Raw genomic sequence first — 20,931 nt, 5'->3', positions numbered from 1 at the left:
GGCAGTGTGGAGGAACTGCTCGGCAGGGCTCGGCGCGCCGGAACCGTTCGCGCGGATGTGCGAAGTGATGAGCTGACGGCCCTGCTGAGCGTGGCTTGCCGGTCGGCGCTTACCGGCGGTTGGAGTGATGACCTGCGACAGCGAGCCGTAGCGATCATCTTGCGGGGGATGCGTCCCGGTATCGATCAGTGACGGCGCACCGCCGGGAACAGCCGGGCGGTGACCTCGCCGGGGTTGGCGCGCGGAGCCAGCCGGGGCTCAAGGCGATGTGGTCACCGGTTGTGGCCATCCACCACCACCTCGGAAAGTTGGTCTGACCACGATGGGAGGCGAACTGGCCGGGCGGGCTGCGCCGCTCGAACGCTACGTTCCAACACTCCGCTGACAGCGGCCCCTGAGGCCTCACCCGAACGCGGTCTGTACTCCACGACAAACGCGATCGCGTCATCGGCATGCGGACCTGACAGCGCCTCCGTTGAACCCGAATCCTGCTCCCACCAACCGAAGTCGAGCCCGCTAGGACGGCCCGACTGTAGTGACAGAGAACATCGGATGGCTCAGTTTCGGTGGCAAAAGCCCACCTCCACCGGCAACGGACACTTGCGACCTGGTGATCGGCTACCGTCAACGGCGCAAGCCTTCGGACACGCCACCTCGGCGAGTCGTGCAGTCAAGGCATTTCACGGCTGATCCCGCGTTGCGTCCACTTCCAGCGGTTCCCCGTCTCGCGCGGACCGGCGAAGGTACCGCACTTCGACGCTGCTCTCGCGCGATCGCCCCTGCCTGCGGACCCCACCAGTTTCTCCCTTCGGCACTACTCCGGCACCGACCACGCCCAGTACACCGGGGCAATGTGCAGGTCGCCGCAGCGCGCCGCTGTTGAAACGACGCCAGCGCGGGATGCCGCCTCGACACCACCCAAGCACCGGGGACGACACGTCATCGGTACTGCGCCCCGGCCATCGCCCCAGCAGCCCCCGGCGTGACCACCGCACAGCCGCGCCGAACACTGCTGCATCGCACGATCGAAATGAGGTCACACCCATGCCCGAACCCGACCACACGGTCACGCCCGTGCCCGAGGTCCTGCGATCACGCGGGCACCACCTCGCGCTCGACTTCCGCCAAGGCCTGGCCTACACCCTGGCCTGGACCGCGATGGCGCGCGCATACGACCACCTCACCCACCACGGCCCGTTCCCGGCAACGAATGTCGGTGAAGCCCCGACCGCCGTACTCCGGGCGCTGCCCGAACAGCTCGCACAGTTGCTGTTCAACGCGATCATCGGACGCGACGGCAGCGACACATCCACCCGGACACTGTCGATGATCACCGACCACTACGACTGCGAGTACGGACTGATCATCGACGTCACGGCCGGGATCATCGACGTCGACAGAACCTTCGACGCCGCCACACGCACACGCCACCACCACGATGCGCTGGACAGTTGCCGCGAACTCACGGCCCTACGAGCAGCCACCGCCGTGCTGGACCCCACCTGCGACGGTTTCTCGAGGTCGCTCGCGATCCCGAGGACCCACCGACAGTACGTCCGGCTCCGGGACCAGCTTCTCGCACACAGCTCAATCACCGAGGCTCAGCGTCGGACGGCACTTTTCCTGCTGGCCTATCTCTGCGGCAACACCGCGCACTTGGACCTGCTCACCGACACCCCGGTCCTGCTCAGCCCGGACTTTGAGATCAAAGCGGTCCTGCGCGACGCGCTCGTCGCAGCGGCCGAGCCCGATGACGATTGGGATCATCGGCCCAGCGACATCCTGCACAAGAAGCCGTTCCTGACCGCGGCCGCTCTGCTGTCACGACCCGACCGGCGCGAGGTGACCTCACGCCGCAACGCGATCCTCACCCGTTCCGGTGCCGAGTTCGAGCCGCTGTGGCCCGAACACCTCAACCGGAACACGCTCCACGCTTCGCTGCGCGACCTCGCCCAGTCACTGAACTATCTGCACAGCGGATGCGGTCGCCTCTACGACCGCACCGTCGGCGATGATCTGGCCGTCGAATTCGCCGACGATATCGCCCACCTCACCCAGCTTCGGGCGACCGTGAATGCTGTACTCGACCATCCGGACCTTCTGGCAATCGAGCAGATCCATCTCGCCCACGTCGTCGAAGGCTTCGACCTCGGCCAACCGCCGCCCGAGTTGATCCTGGTCGGAGAACACAGCAAACGTGCCGCCGACCGATCCCGCGACACCGATGCCGAATTCGGCACACGCCTCCAGAGCGGTGAACGCCTGGTAAGCGCGCTGGCCCTGAACGGCATACACGTCGATTTTCCGCTCGGCCCCAACTCTGGCGACTTCAGCCGAGCCGTCGAGACCATCGCCGGTCACCTGGTGCTTGTCAGCGACGGCTGCCGCATCGGCCCGGACGAACTCCGCGACTACAGCCTCGCCGCGGACACCTTCCACCGCTTCTGCGCCGCGGAACTCAACCAGGTGGCCCGGTCCGATATCTCCGCTACCGTGCTCGCCGCCCTCCAGACAGCGCTGCTGCGCGGCGACGAGCGTCGCGCCCGCGACCACGCCTGGGACACCCGGATCGAGGACGCCGCCGAGACCACGCCCTGCACCACACCGTCCAGCGCTGCCACCGACAACGGTATCGGCGACATCCATGGCCGCGAACGACTCGGCCCCGCACCCGAACACACCCCGGTGTGTCCCGCCGCGCCGCTTCGGCGCTCCAGGGACGTCATTCCCACCGCCAGCGACCCTGCTCCTCGCCGAATCGGTGGCAGCGCAACCAAGGACGTGGTCTGGGTCCACGGACAGATCCTCGTCACCTCGGACACCGGCCGCCCACTGCCCCTGCTCCACACCGACCCGTTCGAAATCCTCACCGACACAACCAATGACTAGCGGGCGTCATCGACCCAGACCGTGGCGCGCCCACGATCACTTGTCGAGTGCGTCCTGGGTGCATCACCAAACCAGCAGCGTCGGTGCATCATCAGAGCGAAGCTGGCGCGGAACCGTGGTGTGACATTTCGCCCGGGCCGATACACTGGGCCCCGCGCCACGCTGCGGTACATGTTCCTGTCTGGGTGTGACGCCGGTCAGCGGTCCCGGCAATGGAACCACCCTCATGGGTGGTAGATCTTCGGATCTTCGCGTGACAACGCATGTGGGGTGTGTTCGGCGGATCCGTCGAACACCCCCCACATGTCACTCGCGGTTCGCCGCGCGATCCACGGCATTCGCATATGCCAGCCTCGAGATCTCTTCCATATGTGAATCACTGGCGTGCCGACGATCTCGGACATGCCTCAGCAGAGGGACGCGCCGATCACGGCGCGCTGAATCACCTGCTCGCACGGCTGCGCGCCCACGGCTCGACGAGCGCCGTCCGCATCGTGTGCCCCGTGCCTGAGCGGTCTGCACTGCATGCGCGTCCTTGCTGCACAACCGCGAGACCGGCTGGGCAATGACCAGCCGTCAGTCCAGTGCCCAGGTGCCGCCGTCGCCGCGACGAATCCGCGCCCACTTCCCCGTGTCGCCAGCTAGCCATCACCTGCCCTCACTGGATCTGGCAGGTCCGCTGCCACACACGGCGACACGTCCGCCCGCCCAGTGATGACTCACCACTCCCAGGAATCCGAAAACCACTCGAACACAGGAGCTTTGATGTCTGTTCCACTGCTGTTCCTCGATGTCGACGGCCCACTCAATCCATCCGGGAACAACCACCCGACCGGCTACGAGCGCCACGAGATGAAGCCGCAGGCATGGCAGGCCCGCTTCCCCGGCAAGTCGGAATCCGAGATCAGGCCGCTGCCGGTGAAACTGAACCCACAGCACGGCCACCGCCTGCGCGAACTTGCCGCCGAGGGCTACGAACTCGTGTGGGACACCGACTACGTGGCCCGCCACCACGAGGGGCAATCCCATCTCCACATCGTCCATCCCGGTATCGGACTCACCGACAGGGACTTCGACGCTCTGAGCGCGTTCGGGTCCATGGTGCGCGACACCAGCCAGACACTCTGAGCCCAGCAGGGGCACCTCTCGCTGTCCCGCCGCAGTCGCTGTGTTTCAGCGAGCATGTCTGGATCTCTACCCACATCCGGTGCATGCCTCCGACCGCGCGGGCAGCACCCCTCACACGCGGATGAGCGATCGCGACACCCGCGTCCGGTGCGCGGACCGGGTCGCGCTCACCCGACCCGGCAACCGGCCGGGATCACCACCATTGTCGAGGAGCACTGCCATGCACACGATCGCCCCTGTCTCCGATACACGACTGCGGGCGTGGGCGATCCTGGCCCGCGCCGCTCTCACCGCTACCGCCTATGCCGACGTGGTCGTGGCCACCCGGGCGGTCGCGCCCGATATCGAGGCCGCCGCCGAACAGATCGGCGCGCGCACGGCCGGACCCGATTCGCGGGACTCGCTCGCTGCGCTGGCCGACCGCGATCTCGTCCGCGCAGAGCGGGCTGGAGCGTGGCTGCTCACCCCCGACGATCCCGCCTGGACCGGACTGGGATTCGACGACCTCGACGCCCGCGACAGCAGATACCTGGAGGCACCGATAGCGGTCTGGGTCCGCGGCACCATCGACCCAGTCTCGGTCCTGACTCGCGTCGGTGTCATCGGCACCCAGGCGGTCACTCCGTACGGTGCCGCCCTCACCAGTGAGATCGCGGGCGCGCTGGCCGCACGCGGCGTGCATATTGTCAGCGGTGGCAGCTACGGCGTCGACGTACTCGCCCACCGGACGGCCCTCGACCACGGTGTGCCGACCACGCTCGTATCGGCGGCCGGGATCGACCGCGTCTATCCCACCTCCCTCGCGCAGGTGTTCGACGCGGTCACCGAGACCGGCGCGATCGTGTCGGAATACCCACCGTGTGAAGAGATCGACCGGGCGCGGCTGATCGCGCGAAATCGCCTGGTCGCGGCGATGTCGCGGCAGCTGGTGATTCCCGAGGCCGGGGTGCGTTCGGGCACTCTGTCGACCGCGCGGTGGGCGAGGCGACTGCACCGCCCGGTTCTGGCCGTGCCGGGCCCCACTGCGGCGTCGCGGGGCTGCGGGCAGCTCATCAGTGACGGTCACGCCCGCCCCGTGCACTCGGTCGCCGACGTACTCGCCGCGCTCGACGAAACCGCCGACCCCGAACCCCGACACCCGCACAGCTGCATCCCGCGCTTCGGTTCCGGCCGCGACCGGATCGAGGACGCGACCGTGCGTTGATCGCCGCGCGGGCCGGTCGCGGTGAATTCACACACGCGAAACTGTGCCCGAATTCATCTGTCCCTGTTGATCATCGACTCCCGAGGAGACCAGTTATGGCCGGAGACACCGTCATCACCGTGATAGGAAATCTGACCTCAGATCCCGAACTCCGATTCACCCCCGCGGGCGCGGCGGTGGCGAACTTCACGGTCGCGTCGACCCCGCGTGTCTTCGACCGCAACGCCAACGAATGGAAGGACGGAGACTCGCTGTTCTTGCGCTGCACCATTTGGCGCGAAGCCGCGGAGAATATCGCCGAGAGCCTCACCCGCGGAGCTCGTGTGATCGTCAGCGGACGGCTCAAGCAGCGCTCCTACGAGACCCGTGAGGGTGAGAAGCGCACCGTGGTGGAACTCGAGGTAGACGAGGTCGGTCCCTCGTTGCGTTACGCGACCGCGAAAGTGAACAAGGCCGACCGCCGCGGCGGATTCGGCAAGGCCGAAGCCCCGAGCAGCGGCGGATTCGGCAGCGCCGTCGCGTCGGGAAGTTCGAACACAGACGGGTCCGATCCGTGGGACAGCCCTGCTTTCGCCAGCGCAGGTTTCGGCGGGTAATCGGCCCTGATCTCGGCCCGGATCCCCCTCGGTGGCCGCGGTTCCAGCGTGGTCACCGACAGGTGGGTGGGTTGGGTCCGGGGTGTTCGTCTGGTCGAGCGCCCCGCCTTCCCGAGGGCTACCAGTTCGCCCAGCGCCACGCGTACGGGCCCACGCCGGTCGGACACGAATTTCCCCGGCGCGACGTTATCGATCGCCGGCGCCGGTCGTGTTGTCGGCGCGGGAAATTCGTCTCCGCCCTGATGGCGTGTTCCCTCCCGCGTGTCGCCGTGCGAACTGGCTTCACGCCCTCAGGCGGGTCGCCCGACCAGCCGCCCACCCCTCGTGTTGGAGATTGCAGCTTCGCGCGTGGGGTGCTTTCGCATATCACCAGACAGGAATATCGCCTTGTCCGAAACAGTGTTGTCCGAAGCCGAAGCCGTGTCGTTCCTCGACGTGCTGCGCTTGATCGACGAAGAGTACGACCTGGCCCGTGACCGCGATGCGCTGCGCCGCCAAGGGCTGGCCGCGCTCGCGTTCACGACCGAGGAAGACCGCGAACTGTTGGTCTACCTGGTAGACGTGTTCACCAAGCATCGCCCGCGCAGTGCGGCGCGGGGACTTCACCGCATCGCCGAACGTGACACTCCTCGCGGCAGGCACCTCGCTGCCCTGCTGCCGCCGGTGCAGCCGGGATTCGCCGACGACGACCCGCGTCGATTCAGCAATCCGCACCTGTTCGGGGCCCCGCTGCGTCTCAGCGACCCGCACAGCGACCCCGACACGCTCGCCGAAACCGACCCGGTCGAGTCCAGCACCGCGGCGGAGACCGCACCGGCCGCGCCGTGGAACCCGCACGCGATGTTGCCGAGGATCACCGGCCCGCAACAGCGTGGACGGTTGAACCGGGTCCTTGCCCGGATCATCGACCATCTCAGCGAGCGTCCCTTCGATCAGGCCTGCGCGGAGATCGCGAAGCTGCGGATGTTGTGCCACCCCGACGATCTCGTCCACTTCGACGCGTGCGTGCCGACCGAAGACCCGCAGCTGTATCAGCCCACCGATCCGGACCTGTACAACCGCGACACCATCGCGCGCGGCATCGACGCGAACCTGTGGCAGACCCCCGCGGTCCGCGACCGGTACCGGCCCGAGCAGCGCCAGCCCAAACCCCGCCCGACTGCCCGCACCGCCGCGCCGCGCCGCGGCGAGTACATCGAACAGCAGGCCAGGCTCGCCGACCACCGCCGCAAGGGCGCTGACCGCCGACGCGCGAACACCCGACTGGCCAAGGTCGCGGGCTACTTCGACGCCGAAGCGTACCGGGACTACCAGGCCGCGGCCGCCGAGAAGGCAGGCCACGACTATCTCGAGAGCCGTGAGCGGATCTATCTCGCCGAAGCCGAACTGGAAACCCGCAAGCGGGCGCGGTCGGGCGAGGAGACACCGCGAAAGGTGCGCCGTGCTCGGGTGGTCGATGCCGAACAGGCACGCCGTTGGTGGGATCGGGTCTACGTCGACTTCGTCAGCGGACAGTTCGACGCGGCCACCGCCCTCGACGGTGAGCATGTCGTCTCCGACGACTACAGCCACCGCGTCGCCGAGCGGCGTACGAAGATCCGGATCATCGCCGACGAGCGTGAACCGTTCCAGCAGAACGGGAACGACCTCGACTACGACCGGGCCGCCGAAGCGCCGTTGAATGGTTGGCCGTGCGTGTCCTGCTTCATCGAACGCCCCGCGTCGATGATCCGCGCTGCGGAGCATCACATCGACGGGGACTGGCGCAGCGATGACGGGCTGTGCCCGGTCTGCCGCGCCGACGGCCACCCCGGAATGCCCGCCCTGCCCGAAGGAACCGGTCCCGCCGAAGTGGTGATGGCCCGTAGCGCCTACTTCATGCACCGCTACCCCGGCAGCTCCGACTACATCCTCGACCGGGTGGCCCGCGCGCACAGGGGTCATCCGGCGGTGCCGTTCATCCGCGCCTACATCGATCCGGAGTTCGGCAAGGCCCCGCTGGAGGTGGTCGACCTCGACGCTGCGCCCACGCCCGCGCCGAAGCCGCGCCGGGCACCGAAGGACGGTCCGGTGATCGGTGAGGGCCAGCGTCGCAGCCGCTGCCTCAGCTGCCTCGAGGACAAGGCGGTCGACATCCACAACGGTCGCTGCACCGCGTGCTGCGTCCACCTGGGAATCGTCACCGTTCCCCCGGCCCGCCAGAGCGTAGCTGTCTGAGCGAAGCCGTCACCCGGGTCGGGGGCGTCCACCGCGGACGCCCCCGACCCGCAATCCCTTCTCGTCCTTTCAGGAGTTCCTGTGCCCAGCACCCTGACCCCGACCGACACCGCAGCCTCCGCCACGGGCGTGAGGATCCGAATCCTGCTCAACGCCCGCAGTTTCGGTGACACCAGCTACGACCTGTCGGTCGATTTCGTCGACGCCTACTCCTACAGTGACCGCAGCCACCCCGCCGACGCGACCGACCAGGACATCCTCAACACCCAGTTCACGATGTTCAACGACCAGACGCCGTCGGTACACGCCGACCTCTACTACGCGGCCGGTCACCGGTCGCTGTCCAGCGGTGACGTCGTCGGCCTCGACAATCGCTTCTATCGCTGCGACAACTTCGGATGGACTCTGCTCGACAGCACACTTCCCGACGCCGACGCCTCTGCTACTGCCCTGCCGCCGCGCTGCGCGGTCGCCGGGCTCGGCGCGAAACGACAACTCGCACCCTTGAGCCTCACACTGCCCGAGGCCGGTGCCGTGACCGTCCTGGCACGCGCCGACGCGACCGGCGACGTCGATTGGGAATCGCTGCTGGCCGCGCTCTTACGCCGCAGCTGCGACCTCGACGCTGCGGCCGACCTCGAATCCGCCGTCGCCTACTTCTGACCAGCCTCGCGTCAATCCACACTGTGGGAGTGGGCCCATCCCGCTCCCACAGTGCACCCGACGGCGTTCCTGCCGCACGGTCGCGTAGCCGAACTCGCGTAGCCGACCGCCACCCACCACCAGCCGGACCGAATATCCCCACTCCGGTGAATGGCAGGTACCGTGTCTCCCTCCTCTTCAGAGGTGGTCATCGATTCCTTCGACGGCCCCTTCCGCTTCCTCTCGAACTTCTACCCCCATCCGTTCCAGTTCCGCGGATTCGACTGCGCGACCTCCGAACACGTATTCGCAGGGGTCAAGACCACCGACCGGGAATGGATCGGGCGCATCCTCGCCGCCCCCACCCCCCAGGCGGCGAAACAGCTCGGCCGCCGCGCCCCGTTGCGACCGAACTGGGACCGCGACCGTGTCCTGTACATGCGCGCGATCCTGCACGCGAAATTCACCAGCGACCCCGACCTCACCCAGCGACTGCTCGACACCGGCGACGCGTTGCTGATCGAGGGAAACACGTGGGGCGACGACTACTGGGGCCGCGTACTGCGCCCCGGACTCGCGACCGCGGTAGGCCATAACTGGCTCGGCCGCAGCCTGATGCGGCTGCGTAGCGAGCTCGCCGGGCACGACTCACAGCGGTGGGTACGCGTCGCGGCCACCGGGCACCGTGAACATCTCATCGACGCCGACCTGCACCCCTGGGTCCGTGACGAACTCGCCCGGCTCGCGATGAAGCTGCGCGACGAGCACGACACCCAGCTCGGACTGTCCGGACTCGCGACCGGAGCCGACCTGTGGTGGGCCGACGCCGCCGCCACCGCCGGACTGGACCTGTGGGGCTATCAGCCCTTCCCCGAACAGACCACCACCACAGACTGGAACTCCGCCCGCCGCGCACACCACAGCGAGATCTGCGAACAGCTGTCCCGCCACGTCCTGGTCGCCCACTCCGGTCACGACCGTAACCGGGCCTTCGACTACCGGAACCAGGTCTTGATCGGCGACGCCGACGCGGTCATCTGCATTCTCGACCCCACCCGCGGCCGCGGCGGGACAGTGAACGCGCTGCGCCGCTACTGCTCCGGCATGCCGGTCATCACCATCGACCTCGCCGAACGCACCACCCGGTTCACCCCCTCCTACAGCCTGGCACCGGCCGCGTAACTGCGCCACCTCCCGCACCCTTCCGACCATCACGATCCCCGGATCGTCGCGACACCCCACCCGATACCGCGACGATCCGGGACCTCGACCGGCGACGCGAAACCTGTCCGCCCGCCGCCTCCGGCCCCACTGATGTTCGACCGACACAGCCCACGATCGACGGCACCTGCCGCCGGTCGTCGGGGTGTGCCCGACGCGCACCAGATCTAGCTTCCCCCGCGATTACAGGAGCACACCTTCCTATGACCCGCCCCTCCGTCGAGGACCTCCCCACCGACAAACGCGTCCTGGTCGCACGGCTCATCGACTCCGGGATCCCTGATCGCGACCCGCGCGTCGCCGGTGTCCTGCTCACCGCGCTCGGCCTCCACACCCTGCTCCCCGGCACCTCGGGTATCTCCGCCGACGACCAACTGGTCGACGCCGCAGCCCTGCTCACCACCTACGGCCGCCCCAGCACCAACTTCCCGCCGACCAGCTCAGTCGATATCGACAAGGTCCGAAGAACTTTCGTCAGGACCGCGCTCACCCTCGCCGACACCCACGGGCTCGGCGACGCGGTCGAATCGGCGCTGCGTGAGCTCGGACTCACCTGGTACATGCCGCAGACCTCGGAAAAGGTCGACGTCGCTATCGACATCACCTCACTCGCCGTCGAGGTGCCCCTGAACCGATCAGGAGGACTCGACGACACCCAACTGCTCGAATGCATCCTCAACGCCGTCCGCGCCGACATCGAGCGACGCTTCCCGCTACCGATCACCCGGCCCCCGTTCTGACACTCCTGCCCCGACCTACGGGCACCTCGCCACCGCGAACACCGGCATCGTCCCTCGGCCCGCGCATCCCCTGAGCGTGCGCGGACCGAGGAATGTGCCGGACCGGCACAGAAATCCCCGCCCAGCGGACACCGCAGAGCAGATACGGAGCACGTCATGACCACCGCCGCCAACGCCCTGACCGTCGACGACGTCACCACCGACAAACACATCCTCGTCGCCCGCATCGCCGGATGGACCGAGCACAACGGATACCGCGACCGCGCCGAAACCTTCCTCGCCGCGACCGGTCTGGCCGGGCTCATGCCCAGCGCCCGTCGCCCGTTCACCGTCACGCTCGATGAACTGGCCACCCACTTCACCGAACCCGCGTCGATCTTCATCTACACCCGCACAACCACACCCGACCGATACGACGTGGCCGAGGCGACCCGAAACTACATCGACACCCACGTCAGCCGATTCCTCACCACCATCGAAAACGGCACACTCACCGCACAACCGACCGACCACGGCCAGACCGTCGACATCGAGGCCGTCACCACCACGTGGGGCAAATACGACACGCGCTACCCCGAAGCCGGATCGCCCGAGGTCAGCGCTTTCCGGCACAGCATCATCCGCACCTTCATCGAACACGCGATCAGCGCCGGGCACTGCAAGGAGGTCGAAAGCACCCTCCGACGAATCGGCCTGGGAGCCTACCTGCCCCCCGAGACCAAACAGATCACCGTGACCGTGCCCGGCTTCGGCACCATCACCGAAACGATCCAACTCACACGCACCGGCGACGTGACCCCCGAACTGCTCCGTGACACCGTCAGCAGGCACATCGCCGCCAAACTCTGCGAAGCCGATTCGATCACCTACGTCGACACCCCGGCTTCATGATCCGCGGCCGCTGGTGCACGGGTCTGCGCGCTCGTGCACCAGCGGCCGAAACGTCGCCGCGGTGCGGCGTCGACGAATCCGGCCAGGCGGATGGAGATCGAATAGCTGACCCACAACCCTGCACTACATCGAGGAATCCACCACATCCACTCCCCCCCATCCCTTTCCCTCTCCGCCACCTCCACACACTCCCCCTCCTCTTCCTTCTCTCACACCTCCCACCACACATCCACCCTCCCCCCTCCTCACCTACCCCCTTCTATAACGTTTTCAAGTGCAGACCTCTTGCATCCCGGATAGCAAATAGATAGACGACAGGTGATGCGGGCTGGCATATATGCAAGCTGCATCCCCGGAATGGCTGGCGCACTGCGTATTCGGCGGCTGTCATGGAAGGGTGACCGCGACCCTGCACAAGATCACCGCAGGAGATGGCTACCTGTACTACATCCGGCAGGTCGCCGTGCACGACGCGTCCGACCGCGGCCGCTCCGCGTTGGCCGACTACTACTCCGCGCGCGGCGAGACGCCGGGAACGTGGCTCGGTTCGGGGCTGCCGGGGCTGACTGTCACCTACCGCGACCGCACACCCGAACCCGAACCCGCCGCTGGTCTCGAGGTCGACCGAGAGGACATCCTCGTTCATCCGGACCCTGAGGTCGATCCCGATCCGGACCCCTACCCGGTCCGTGACATGGAGGGTTCCCGGATCAATTCCGGCGACATCGTCACCGAGGAGCAGATGCATGCGCTGTTCGGGTTGGGGATGCATCCCCAAGCCGACGCCATCACCGCGGAGATCCGCACCCTGGAACTGTCGTGGGGTGCCCCGCACGCGATGGCCGAGAAGGCAGCCGAGAAAGCGAGCCGGTTGGGCAGTCCTTTCCGGATCTACAGCGGTGAGACCGCATTTCGTCAGCAGTGCGCTCGCGCGTTCTCCGAGTACAACACCGACAAAGGACTCGGCGTTAGCGACCCGATCCCCGACGAGGTCCGTGCCCGTATCCGGACCGCGGTCGCGCACGGCATGTTCCGTTTCGAGTTCGGCCGCGATCCACTCACCGAACGGGAACTGTCGGGTTGGGTCGCGCGCAACAGCCGCCAGCAGACGACCGCTGTCGCCGGTTACGGGGTGTGCTTCTCCGGGCCGAAAAGTGTTTCGGTATTTCGCGCGTTGGCGCCGATGCCGGTCGCGGCCCTGGCCGAGCAGGCCGACCGCCTCGCGGTGCAGGACGCGATCGACTACCTCGAAACCGACGCTCTCTACACCCGGGTCGGGCGTAACGGTGTCCGCCAGGTCGATGTCGAGGGGTTGATCGCTGCACGGTTCGAACACCGTGACTCCCGTAGCGGGGACCCGGACTTCCACACCCACATCGTCATCGCCAACCGTGTACGTACTCTCGAAGATGGTCAATGGCGCACCGTGGACGGCTCGATGCTCTACAAGTCGCTGGTCACCGCGAGCGAGATCTACAACACCCGCCTGGAACATCATCTGGAAACGCTGCTCGGATTGCGGTTCGCCCCACGCCCAGGGACCGACCCGAACAAACGCCCGATCCGGGAAATCGTCGGTGTCCCGGTCGAGTTGATCGAGCACTTCTCCCGACGCGACGCCGCCATCACCGTCCGCCTCGGTCAGCTGACCGTCGAGTTCCAGAAACGTCTGGGCCGCGACCCGACCAGCCGGGAAATGTATGAGTTGATGGAACGCGCCACCCTCGGCACACGCCCGCGCAAACACCTGCCCCGCTCCTTGGCCGAGCAACGCGCCGACTGGCTCGCCCAAGCCATCGAGGTGCTCGGCACCGCCGATCTGGTGCGCGCGATGACGACGCGGGCCTTGCATCCGGTTCCGCCGCGCAGACCGCGCCTTGTCGGTGCGACGATCGAGCGGTGGGCCGATCAGGTGATCGACACGATCTCCGCGGAACGCTCGATCTGGCGGGTCACCCACGTACGTAGCGAGACCGAACGCGTCATCCGCGGCAAGGTCGCCCCTCACCAATGGGCGCTGGTAGCCGACGCGGTCACCGACGCGGCGTTGGCTCCGACGCGGTCGGTGCCGCGCGGTGACCCCGACCGGGCCGCCGAACCCGCCGTGCGGGCCCCGCCGCAGGTGTTCCGTCGCGCCGACGGCACGAGCGCGTTCACGACCGCGGGCGATCAGCTCTACACATCGGTGCAGACCCTGTCCACCGAAGCGCACCTGATCTCGATGATCACCGAGTCCCGAGGCCGCGTCACACCCGCCGACGTGGTCGAGGCAGCCATCACCGAATTCAACACCGATCCCGCCCATCGTGACCGCCAACTCAACCAAGGCCAAGAGGCCGTGATCCAGGCATTCGCCACCTCGGGACTCGGGATCCAGATCACCGACGCCCCCGCCGGTACCGGTAAGACCACCGCCATGCGGGTCCTGACCCGGGCGTGGCTGACCGGCGGGGGCAGCGTGTGCGGGCTGGCACCGACAGCCAAAGCAGCCGGCGAACTCGCCGAGGAAATCTCCGCGCCGGTCAACACCGTCGACAAACTCCTACACGTACTCGACAGCCACACCCCTACCTTCGAGTCGCTGGTATTCCGGGCCGGGCGCCCGCCGCCGTCGCTTCCGCAGTGGATCCTCGACATCGACGACACCACATTGGTGATCATCGACGAGCACGTCCAGATCCCGGACCAGGCGCGGTTACGGGTGTTGATCTTCCTGCTCGGGCGCGGTGCGACCGTGCGGATGCTCGGTGATCAGTACCAGTTGCAGTCCATCGACGCCGGTGGTTCGGCACGGGACATGATCCACGCCGCCGGTGGCTCGGCACTGACTCTGACCCATGTCGTGCGCTTCGCCGACCGCGCCGAATCCGCTGCCAGTCTCGCTGTGCGCGAGGGTGACCCGTCCGGGTTGGGCTTCTACCTCGATCGTGACCGTGTCCACATCGGCAGCCCCGCCGCGGTCGTCGATTCCGCCTTCCGTGCATGGCTCGCCGACCACAGCGCCGGTCGCGACACGATCATGCTCGCCGCCACCCACACCGTGGTCGCCGAACTCAACACCCTCGCCCGCGAGCATCGGCTGGCCGGAACCGAAGACCCCGGGCCCGAGGTCGCGCTCGGTGACGGCGCGGCGGCCTCGGTCGGTGACACGATCCGCACCACCAGCAACAACCGTCGAATCCGTTGCGGTGACAGCGATTTCGTCCGCAACGGCTACCAGTGGACCGTCACCGAGGTCCACGCCGACGGCGCGCTCACCGCGATACGTCAGCTCGGGCAGCGTCGCCACGGCGACACCGTCTACTTACCTGCCGATTACGTCGCCGAACACACCCGGCTCGGGTACGCCGCGACGATCAACTCCGTGCAAGGCATCACCGCCGACACCTGCCACACCGTGCTCACCGGCCACGAAAGCCGCTATCAGCTCTACGTCGCACTCACCCGCGGTCGTGGCGCCAACCACCTCTACGTCACCACCGCCCTGGACGGAAACCCCGAGGAATCGTTCTGGACCGAACGCGCGGTCCTGCCGCGCACCGCCACCGACATCCTCGTCGCGATCCTGGGCCGCGACGACGCCGTCACCTCGGCGCACGCCGAACTACGCAAGACCCTCGACCCCCACACCCGGATCGGGCGCCTCGCCGACGTCTACCTCGAGGCCGTCGCGGTCGCCTCCGAAGCCGCGCTCGGCCCCGACGCCATGGCCCGGATCGATCTCGGCGCCGAAACACTGCTGCCCACCCTGACCACCACGGCCGGATGGCCGGTATTGCGTCGACACCTGGCCACCCTCGCTTTATCCGGCCGCGACCCGCTCATCGCGTTGGGTGAGGCCATCGGTAGCCGTGAACTGTCCACCGCCGACAACATCGCCGCGGTCCTGGACTGGCGCCTGGACACCACCGGCAACCACTCCACACCCCCGGGCCCGCTGCCGTGGCTGTCCGGCATCCCCACCACACTGCGCGAGCACCCCGAATTCGGCGACTACCTCACCGCACTGGCCCGCATCGTGGTCGACCTCGCCCACCAACTCCGTACCACCGCAGCCGGTTTCACCGTCTCCACCGCACCGGTCTGGGCCCGGCCGTTGATCGGCACCGACCCCGACCTGCTCGCCGAACTGCTGGTGTGGCGCGCAGCAGCCCATGTGTCCCCCCAGGACTTGCGTCCGGCCGGTCCTGCCCGGCACACCGTCGCCGAACGCCGCCATCGACACCGCCTGGCCTTGCGCGCGACCGAAGCCATCGGCGATGCCCACCTCGCCGCGATCGTGTGGGCTGCCGAGGTCAAACACTTCGACGAACGCATCACCGACGACCCGTTCTGGCCGGTCCTGGCCGAACGGCTCGACACCGCCCACCGCGCCGGTATCGACGTGCCCGCGCAACTCGCCGCCGCCATCGCCCCGCGACCACTGCCCGACGACATGCCCGCCGCCGCCCTATGGTTCCGGCTACACCTCGACACCGCCACCCCGCTCCTCGACACCACCGGGCCCACGCTGAATCCGTCATGGACGCCAGACCTGGCAGTCGTGCTCGGCGAAGACACCGCAGCCCGCATCATCGCCGACCCCGCCTGGCCCACCGTCGTCGCCGCCGTCGAACACGCACTCACCACCACCGACGGAGACGACAGGCGGGCGTGGACCGCGCTCGAACTACTCACCGTCGCAGGCGATCTGCTGCTCGACGGACGCAGCTCCGAACGCGACCGGCTACGCCCCGACCAACTCGCCACCGCCCTGGCCTGGCGCATCGACGCCCTCACCGAAAAACCGGACACCCACCTACCGCCCACGACATCGCTCGAACCACCACCGGAATCCGACCCTGAGCCCGAAGAACATCCGATCCCCGACGACGTCGCCGAACTCCTCGCCACCCCACCGGAGCACACCATGGCCCACCCCGGCAGCGACCTCGACACCGGCGACCAACCAGACGACACCCTCCACGCCGAGGATTACGACGAAGACGAACCACGCAGTCAGCAAGCCCTCACCGAACTCGCCGTCCGCATCCGCGAGGTCTACGCACACTTCGCCCGCGGTGAGACCAAGACCGCCTATGCCCTGCTGGCCGAGCTACCGCTCACCGAGAACGACCGCGCGACCGTCCGCCGCGTCGCGAAAACCCTGACCGAATACGCGTTCCCGATCGCCAAAGCCCGACTACGCCACGCCGCTGCCACCAACCCCGGACTCGCGCCCATCATCGACGCCTGCACCCCCGACGAAGACCCCGGCATGTATCGGCGCCGACAAGATTCCTCGTGGGTACCACCATCGAACAAACGCCAACGCGTCGACCCCGCCCGGATCCACACCCGCGAACAACGCCGCGACAGCGGCCGCGACGCCGCCGACCGTCACAACCGCATCGATGACGGATCCATCGTCGCCGACATCATCCAACCCAACGCCGACACACGCACCCTCCGCGACTCCGACGCCGAATACGGCAGCGGCCAGGAAACACCTACCACCACACGGTTCTACCGCGACGGGACCCCGCTACACCTCGCGTGCGTGGGCTGCGAACTCGACCTGCCCGCCCGCGACCTCCCGACCATCGACCCCGTCACCGGCCGATTCGCCAACGCTGACGGACTGTGCTCGGACTGCCGCGCCGACGACCGACCCGGAATCCCCGCCCATGACCCGACCACCTACACCGAATACTTCCGCCAGCGCTGCGCATTCGTCACCGCCTCCCGGCCCGCTGCCGAAGCACGAGCGTTCCTGCACAGGGACTGGCGGCGCTCACCGGTGCCCATCCGGACCACCATCGAGCAATGGGCCATCGACCACAACCTCACCGCAGAATCAGCACGCACCGACACGACACCCGACACCGCTGCGCCGACACCATCGTTGCTGGAACTCACCGACGCCGAACTCGACCAGCACATCAGCGAACTCACCCAACAGATCGCACTCGCCACCAACCTCGACGCCGCCCAAGCCGCACACAGCGACACACCAGCAGCAGCGGTCGCCCCGCAGCGGTGGGCCGCCGCGACCGAGGCCATCGCAGCAGTCCATGCCGCGCGCGCCGAGGTCGAGGCCATCGAAACCCAGATCCGGGAAGTCGCGAGCATCACCGCCGCCACACGCGCCACCCTCGCGGCCGCCCCACGCCGCAAACGCGCGGAACTGACCGGGGAGAGCGAAACCCTCAAGACCGCCAAGCAACAACTGATCACCCGACGCGACGACGCCCAGCAAAAAGAACGCGACGCCCACCGCCACGCCGTAGTCCTGGCCGGACCACCCGACCGATGGGCAGAAACTACCCGAACTCCACACGCCGAAAGAGACCGCACACCACAGGCCCCGAACCCAACGCCATCCAGCCAATCCTCAGCAGAACAGACTCGGCTGCGCACGCAACTCGGCGCGGTCCACGAAGAACGCAACCGCCGACAGCGCGAGTCCTCGCCCGACTCGCCGCTGCCTACCAACCAACGCGGGGACGCTATCCTTCCCGCCACAGAACACCGACCGGTTCACGAACCCGGCCCCGAACATGAGCACGATATCGGTCCATAAAGATTCGCCGGGTGAGGTCGATACCGTTGCCCGACCGCAGTTTCGAGCAAATCGCGAGAAGCGTCGTCGCTGGCACCGACTCATTCGGTGTTAGCGCCTACCAAGCGAGCAAGCCCTACAATCCGGTATGCCACGCGCTTGGGCCGGCGTCGTCAACGTCATGACCGGGACCTGGAGTCAGCGACCGGCTGTCGCGGGCTCCGGACTGACCGGGGGATTCAATGTCCGAATGTCTGGTCGGCCGACCGGTCAGGCCCGGATCCACAGCACCTCGGCCCGTTCCCGCGGGGACACCCATTCCGGTCCGAAGAACCACACGAGCCCGTCGAAGGTCTCGGCCAGTTCGAACGCGAGGATCTCCCCGAGCACCGCCCCCATGGAAGCCGCACCCGCAGCCGACATCTCGATATGGATCACCTGCCGTGTAGCGGCGAGATATGCCCGGATCGTATCCGGGCCGGGACCCAGCGCATCCCCGAGTTCTTCAGAAGAGAACCTCCGAGACCTGCTCACCGACAGTGGAACTGACGCAGATCTGCACATCTGGCTTTTCATCGAACTCGACGCCGAAGGATGGCCCAACCGGCAGGTCAACCTCGATGGGTTGGACGGACTACCGAGTACAGCCGCAGCGCTGGATGAGGTGATGTACGCACGAGACCATGGCGGTATAGCCGCTGTTCAAGCCTACGACCGCAAATACGGCGTAGTCGCCGAAGGAAACTCCGCGGACTGGGACTGGGATTTCGAAGAGGCGTCTATCGCCGATATCAGTGCCGACGAGTTCGAACGAGTGTGGACCGCAGCTCGATACGTTCTCGAACACCGACAACGCCGAGACGGCTGAGCGAGCGTGCCTGTTGGTTGATGTAGCGGGCACCGAGAGACAGTGCCCCAATGCGGGTCGGATACCACTCACCACATTCGGACACGATGCGTTGCCCGCCGTTCAGACCCGTCTCGGTGAGGCCGCTCCGACATCCGCACACGCCGCTGATCGCACGAGCTGTTCAGATCCTTGGGAGTGCGGAGTCGGCAACCACTCGCCGGGGTGAGATGGGACTGCTGCATGGTCACCGCACCGTGCGGCAGTCCCCACCGACCAAGGGATCGCTCGCGAACGAATGATGGCGCCGACCTGACGGCTCTGACCGGCACTCGCTCGTGCGGCCTGACCGTGGTCCGGTCGCCGGAACCTCGGAAACCGGGCTGACCTGTGCGGATGAACTGACTGAACGAAAAGTTCGCAGTCCCGCTACCACTGCTCGTCGGGTCGGTTGGCAAGATCCTCATCGATTCGGTCTTGCTCGGCTCGGTACCGAGGGCTCGTCATGGCCACATAGTTGTCCCGGCTTGCCCGGCGAGCAACGATCACCACCGCGGGCAGGTCCCACCGAAGTTCGGTTTCTCTGCGACGGTTGGGCAGACCCAGCTCAGCCAGCAACCGATCAGCCAGACTGCGAAACCACACTGCGGGCAACTCGCTGGACTGAGCTTCTTCTTCGCTCAGGCGGTCCGTGACACCGAAGTCGATGTACTTGAGGAGGCTATCGGCGTCCAGATGCACATGACTTTGACGATTCTCGATGTCGAGATCGGTGGTAACCGATGCCCACCGTGGGCGGCTTTCAGTCACGGTCCAGTGGGCAACCGCACAGAATCTGTCGAGATCGTCTCGCGACCAGGTCCAGTCGAAATCTGCTGCCAAGCGGACGATTTCAGCAGCCCGGTCGAAGTCTCCACGCATGACCGAATCATAGTGTCACGGCACCACCGCAGACCCCTCCGAACGATGGGGCCGACGAGCTGACCTGCGCAGATGAATTGCTGAACAAAAATCCGACGACGGACAAACCCGCGACAGCACCCTATCGACGGGGCATCGTGTGGTCGCGAAACCCCTGCCTCCTCATGGCCCGATTGTCTGACCTCACTCGGACGAGTCAAGGGAAAGAACGCCCTTGACACGACCTCCCTCAGCTCAGGGATGGCCAGGACGAGGAAGCAGGGGAAGGAAAGTCACCCGGCAGTCCGATGGGCGGCGGCAAAGTGTGGCGACCGCCTACGATGCCGTTGTGCATCACAGCTCGTATTGCGGTACTTCGGTGCCTGGTCGGAGGTTTTCAGATGACCGTGGATGTTGACGTAGACAGCGCACGTGCTGCCATATTGTCGGCAGCGGAGTTCGACTGGACTTGGTCCACCGATAACGTCCAACGATTCTGCGAACAAAGAGGTTGGCGCATCAAGCGTGAGCTCGAGTACGGATTCGAAGTCGAGACCGGGTTCACAGGTCCCGGAATCTGTATGGCCTTCTCGGACGGGAAAGGTGTTGTCAACCACATCGACTTCACTATCAGCGCGAAGGTGGAACCCGATGATATGGACGGAATGGCCGAGCTCTCGACTGCGCTGGAGCACTTGACCGACGAATTGAAACCGGTCCTGGGCAACCCTGTGGATCGAACGATCACCGACTCAGGAATCCGAATCCAAATCAACTTACCGCAGGTGGAGATCTTCTTGTCGCTGACATCCGGCGTTGTCTGGGTGAATTTCACCAGCCCGGCGTACCAGCGTCAGCAAGAAGAATGGGACAGGCAACTCGCGATGGGACCCCCGTGATGCCATCCCGATGACACATCGGTGACACAACCCCACCGAACACAGTCGGACAGCTGGGTACCGAAACGCCAAGTGGCGCGACAACCGCATCCACTCGGAGACCACGGAAACCGGTCCGAGTCTGCCTCCGGAGCAGAAGGCCGCTGTGTGTGCTGCCGCCACCGCCAACTCGCGATGAAATAGCGTTCGATACATGCAGGTCGATATTCAAGGCGC

General features: G+C 66.7%; 15 protein-coding genes. 13 read left to right on the top strand and 2 right to left on the bottom strand.

Annotation, left to right across the window (positions count from 1 at the left end; translation table 11 throughout):
* From DAT37_RS45255 to mobF, 11 genes are all read left to right on the top strand, one after another.
* Positions 1 to 192 (top strand): SbtR family transcriptional regulator (locus tag DAT37_RS45255; protein WP_408637362.1); only part of this gene is annotated, 192 nt, incomplete at its 5' end.
* Positions 193 to 1,044: 852 nt separating this feature from the next.
* Positions 1,045 to 2,889 carry a hypothetical protein gene (locus tag DAT37_RS04175; protein ID WP_109523353.1) on the top strand — a complete coding sequence of 615 codons (1,845 nt, stop codon included), beginning with the start codon at positions 1,045 to 1,047 and terminating at the stop codon, positions 2,887 to 2,889.
* 765 nt (positions 2,890 to 3,654) lie between these two features.
* Positions 3,655 to 4,017 (top strand): hypothetical protein, encoded by a 363-nt coding sequence (locus tag DAT37_RS04170; RefSeq protein WP_109523352.1) that lies wholly within the window; start codon positions 3,655 to 3,657, stop codon positions 4,015 to 4,017.
* A gap of 220 nt (positions 4,018 to 4,237) precedes the next feature.
* Entirely contained in the window at positions 4,238 to 5,221 is a 984-nt protein-coding gene (locus tag DAT37_RS04165) for a DNA-processing protein DprA (protein ID WP_157978267.1), read from the top strand.
* A gap of 95 nt (positions 5,222 to 5,316) precedes the next feature.
* On the top strand, positions 5,317 to 5,817 hold the full coding sequence (locus tag DAT37_RS04160; protein WP_109523350.1) for a single-stranded DNA-binding protein: 501 nt from the start codon (positions 5,317 to 5,319) through the stop codon (positions 5,815 to 5,817).
* Positions 5,818 to 6,204: 387 nt separating this feature from the next.
* Positions 6,205 to 8,034, top strand: coding sequence for a hypothetical protein (locus DAT37_RS04155; protein WP_157978266.1), 1,830 nt, complete (start codon positions 6,205 to 6,207; stop codon positions 8,032 to 8,034).
* Positions 8,035 to 8,115: 81 nt separating this feature from the next.
* A complete protein-coding gene (locus tag DAT37_RS04150; RefSeq protein ID WP_109523348.1) occupies positions 8,116 to 8,697 on the top strand; it encodes a hypothetical protein in 582 nt (193 codons plus the stop codon).
* A gap of 183 nt (positions 8,698 to 8,880) precedes the next feature.
* Positions 8,881 to 9,858 carry an NADAR family protein gene (locus tag DAT37_RS04145; RefSeq protein WP_157978265.1) on the top strand — a complete coding sequence of 326 codons (978 nt, stop codon included), beginning with the start codon at positions 8,881 to 8,883 and terminating at the stop codon, positions 9,856 to 9,858.
* A 242-nt stretch (positions 9,859 to 10,100) separates the two neighbouring features.
* Positions 10,101 to 10,637: a hypothetical protein gene (locus tag DAT37_RS04140; protein WP_109523346.1), complete on the top strand. Its 537-nt coding sequence runs from the start codon at positions 10,101 to 10,103 to the stop codon at positions 10,635 to 10,637.
* A gap of 156 nt (positions 10,638 to 10,793) precedes the next feature.
* Positions 10,794 to 11,528 carry a hypothetical protein gene (locus DAT37_RS04135; protein ID WP_109523345.1) on the top strand — a complete coding sequence of 245 codons (735 nt, stop codon included), beginning with the start codon at positions 10,794 to 10,796 and terminating at the stop codon, positions 11,526 to 11,528.
* 397 nt (positions 11,529 to 11,925) lie between these two features.
* The gene (gene mobF, locus DAT37_RS04130) at positions 11,926 to 18,090 is read left to right on the top strand and encodes a MobF family relaxase (RefSeq protein ID WP_198654090.1); all 6,165 of its coding nucleotides are present in this window, start codon (positions 11,926 to 11,928) and stop codon (positions 18,088 to 18,090) included.
* A 249-nt stretch (positions 18,091 to 18,339) separates the two neighbouring features.
* Here the strand turns inward: mobF and DAT37_RS46010 are convergent, their stop codons facing one another.
* The gene (locus tag DAT37_RS46010; protein WP_269814733.1) at positions 18,340 to 18,468 is read right to left on the bottom strand and encodes a hypothetical protein; all 129 of its coding nucleotides are present in this window, start codon (positions 18,466 to 18,468) and stop codon (positions 18,340 to 18,342) included.
* Here DAT37_RS46010 and DAT37_RS04125 point away from each other — a divergent pair.
* Positions 18,467 to 18,937, top strand: a complete 471-nt coding sequence (locus tag DAT37_RS04125) for a hypothetical protein (protein WP_109523343.1) — start codon at positions 18,467 to 18,469, stop codon at positions 18,935 to 18,937. The two genes, DAT37_RS46010 and DAT37_RS04125, sit on opposite strands and share 2 nt — an antisense overlap.
* Positions 18,938 to 19,345: 408 nt before the next feature.
* Here DAT37_RS04125 and DAT37_RS43820 read toward each other — a convergent pair whose 3' ends face one another.
* On the bottom strand, positions 19,346 to 19,837 hold the full coding sequence (locus DAT37_RS43820; protein WP_157978264.1) for a DUF6301 family protein: 492 nt from the start codon (positions 19,835 to 19,837) through the stop codon (positions 19,346 to 19,348).
* Between the two features lie 380 nt (positions 19,838 to 20,217).
* Between DAT37_RS43820 and DAT37_RS04115 the strand changes: the two genes are divergently transcribed.
* A complete protein-coding gene (locus DAT37_RS04115; protein ID WP_109523341.1) occupies positions 20,218 to 20,715 on the top strand; it encodes a DUF6301 family protein in 498 nt (165 codons plus the stop codon).
* Positions 20,716 to 20,931: the final 216 nt, after the last annotated feature.

This window comes from Nocardia aurea (genome assembly GCF_003123685.1).
Lineage (GTDB): Bacteria > Actinomycetota > Actinomycetes > Mycobacteriales > Mycobacteriaceae > Nocardia > Nocardia aurea.
Note: the sequence above shows the minus strand (reverse complement) of the source record. Positions and strands in the feature narration are given on the sequence as shown.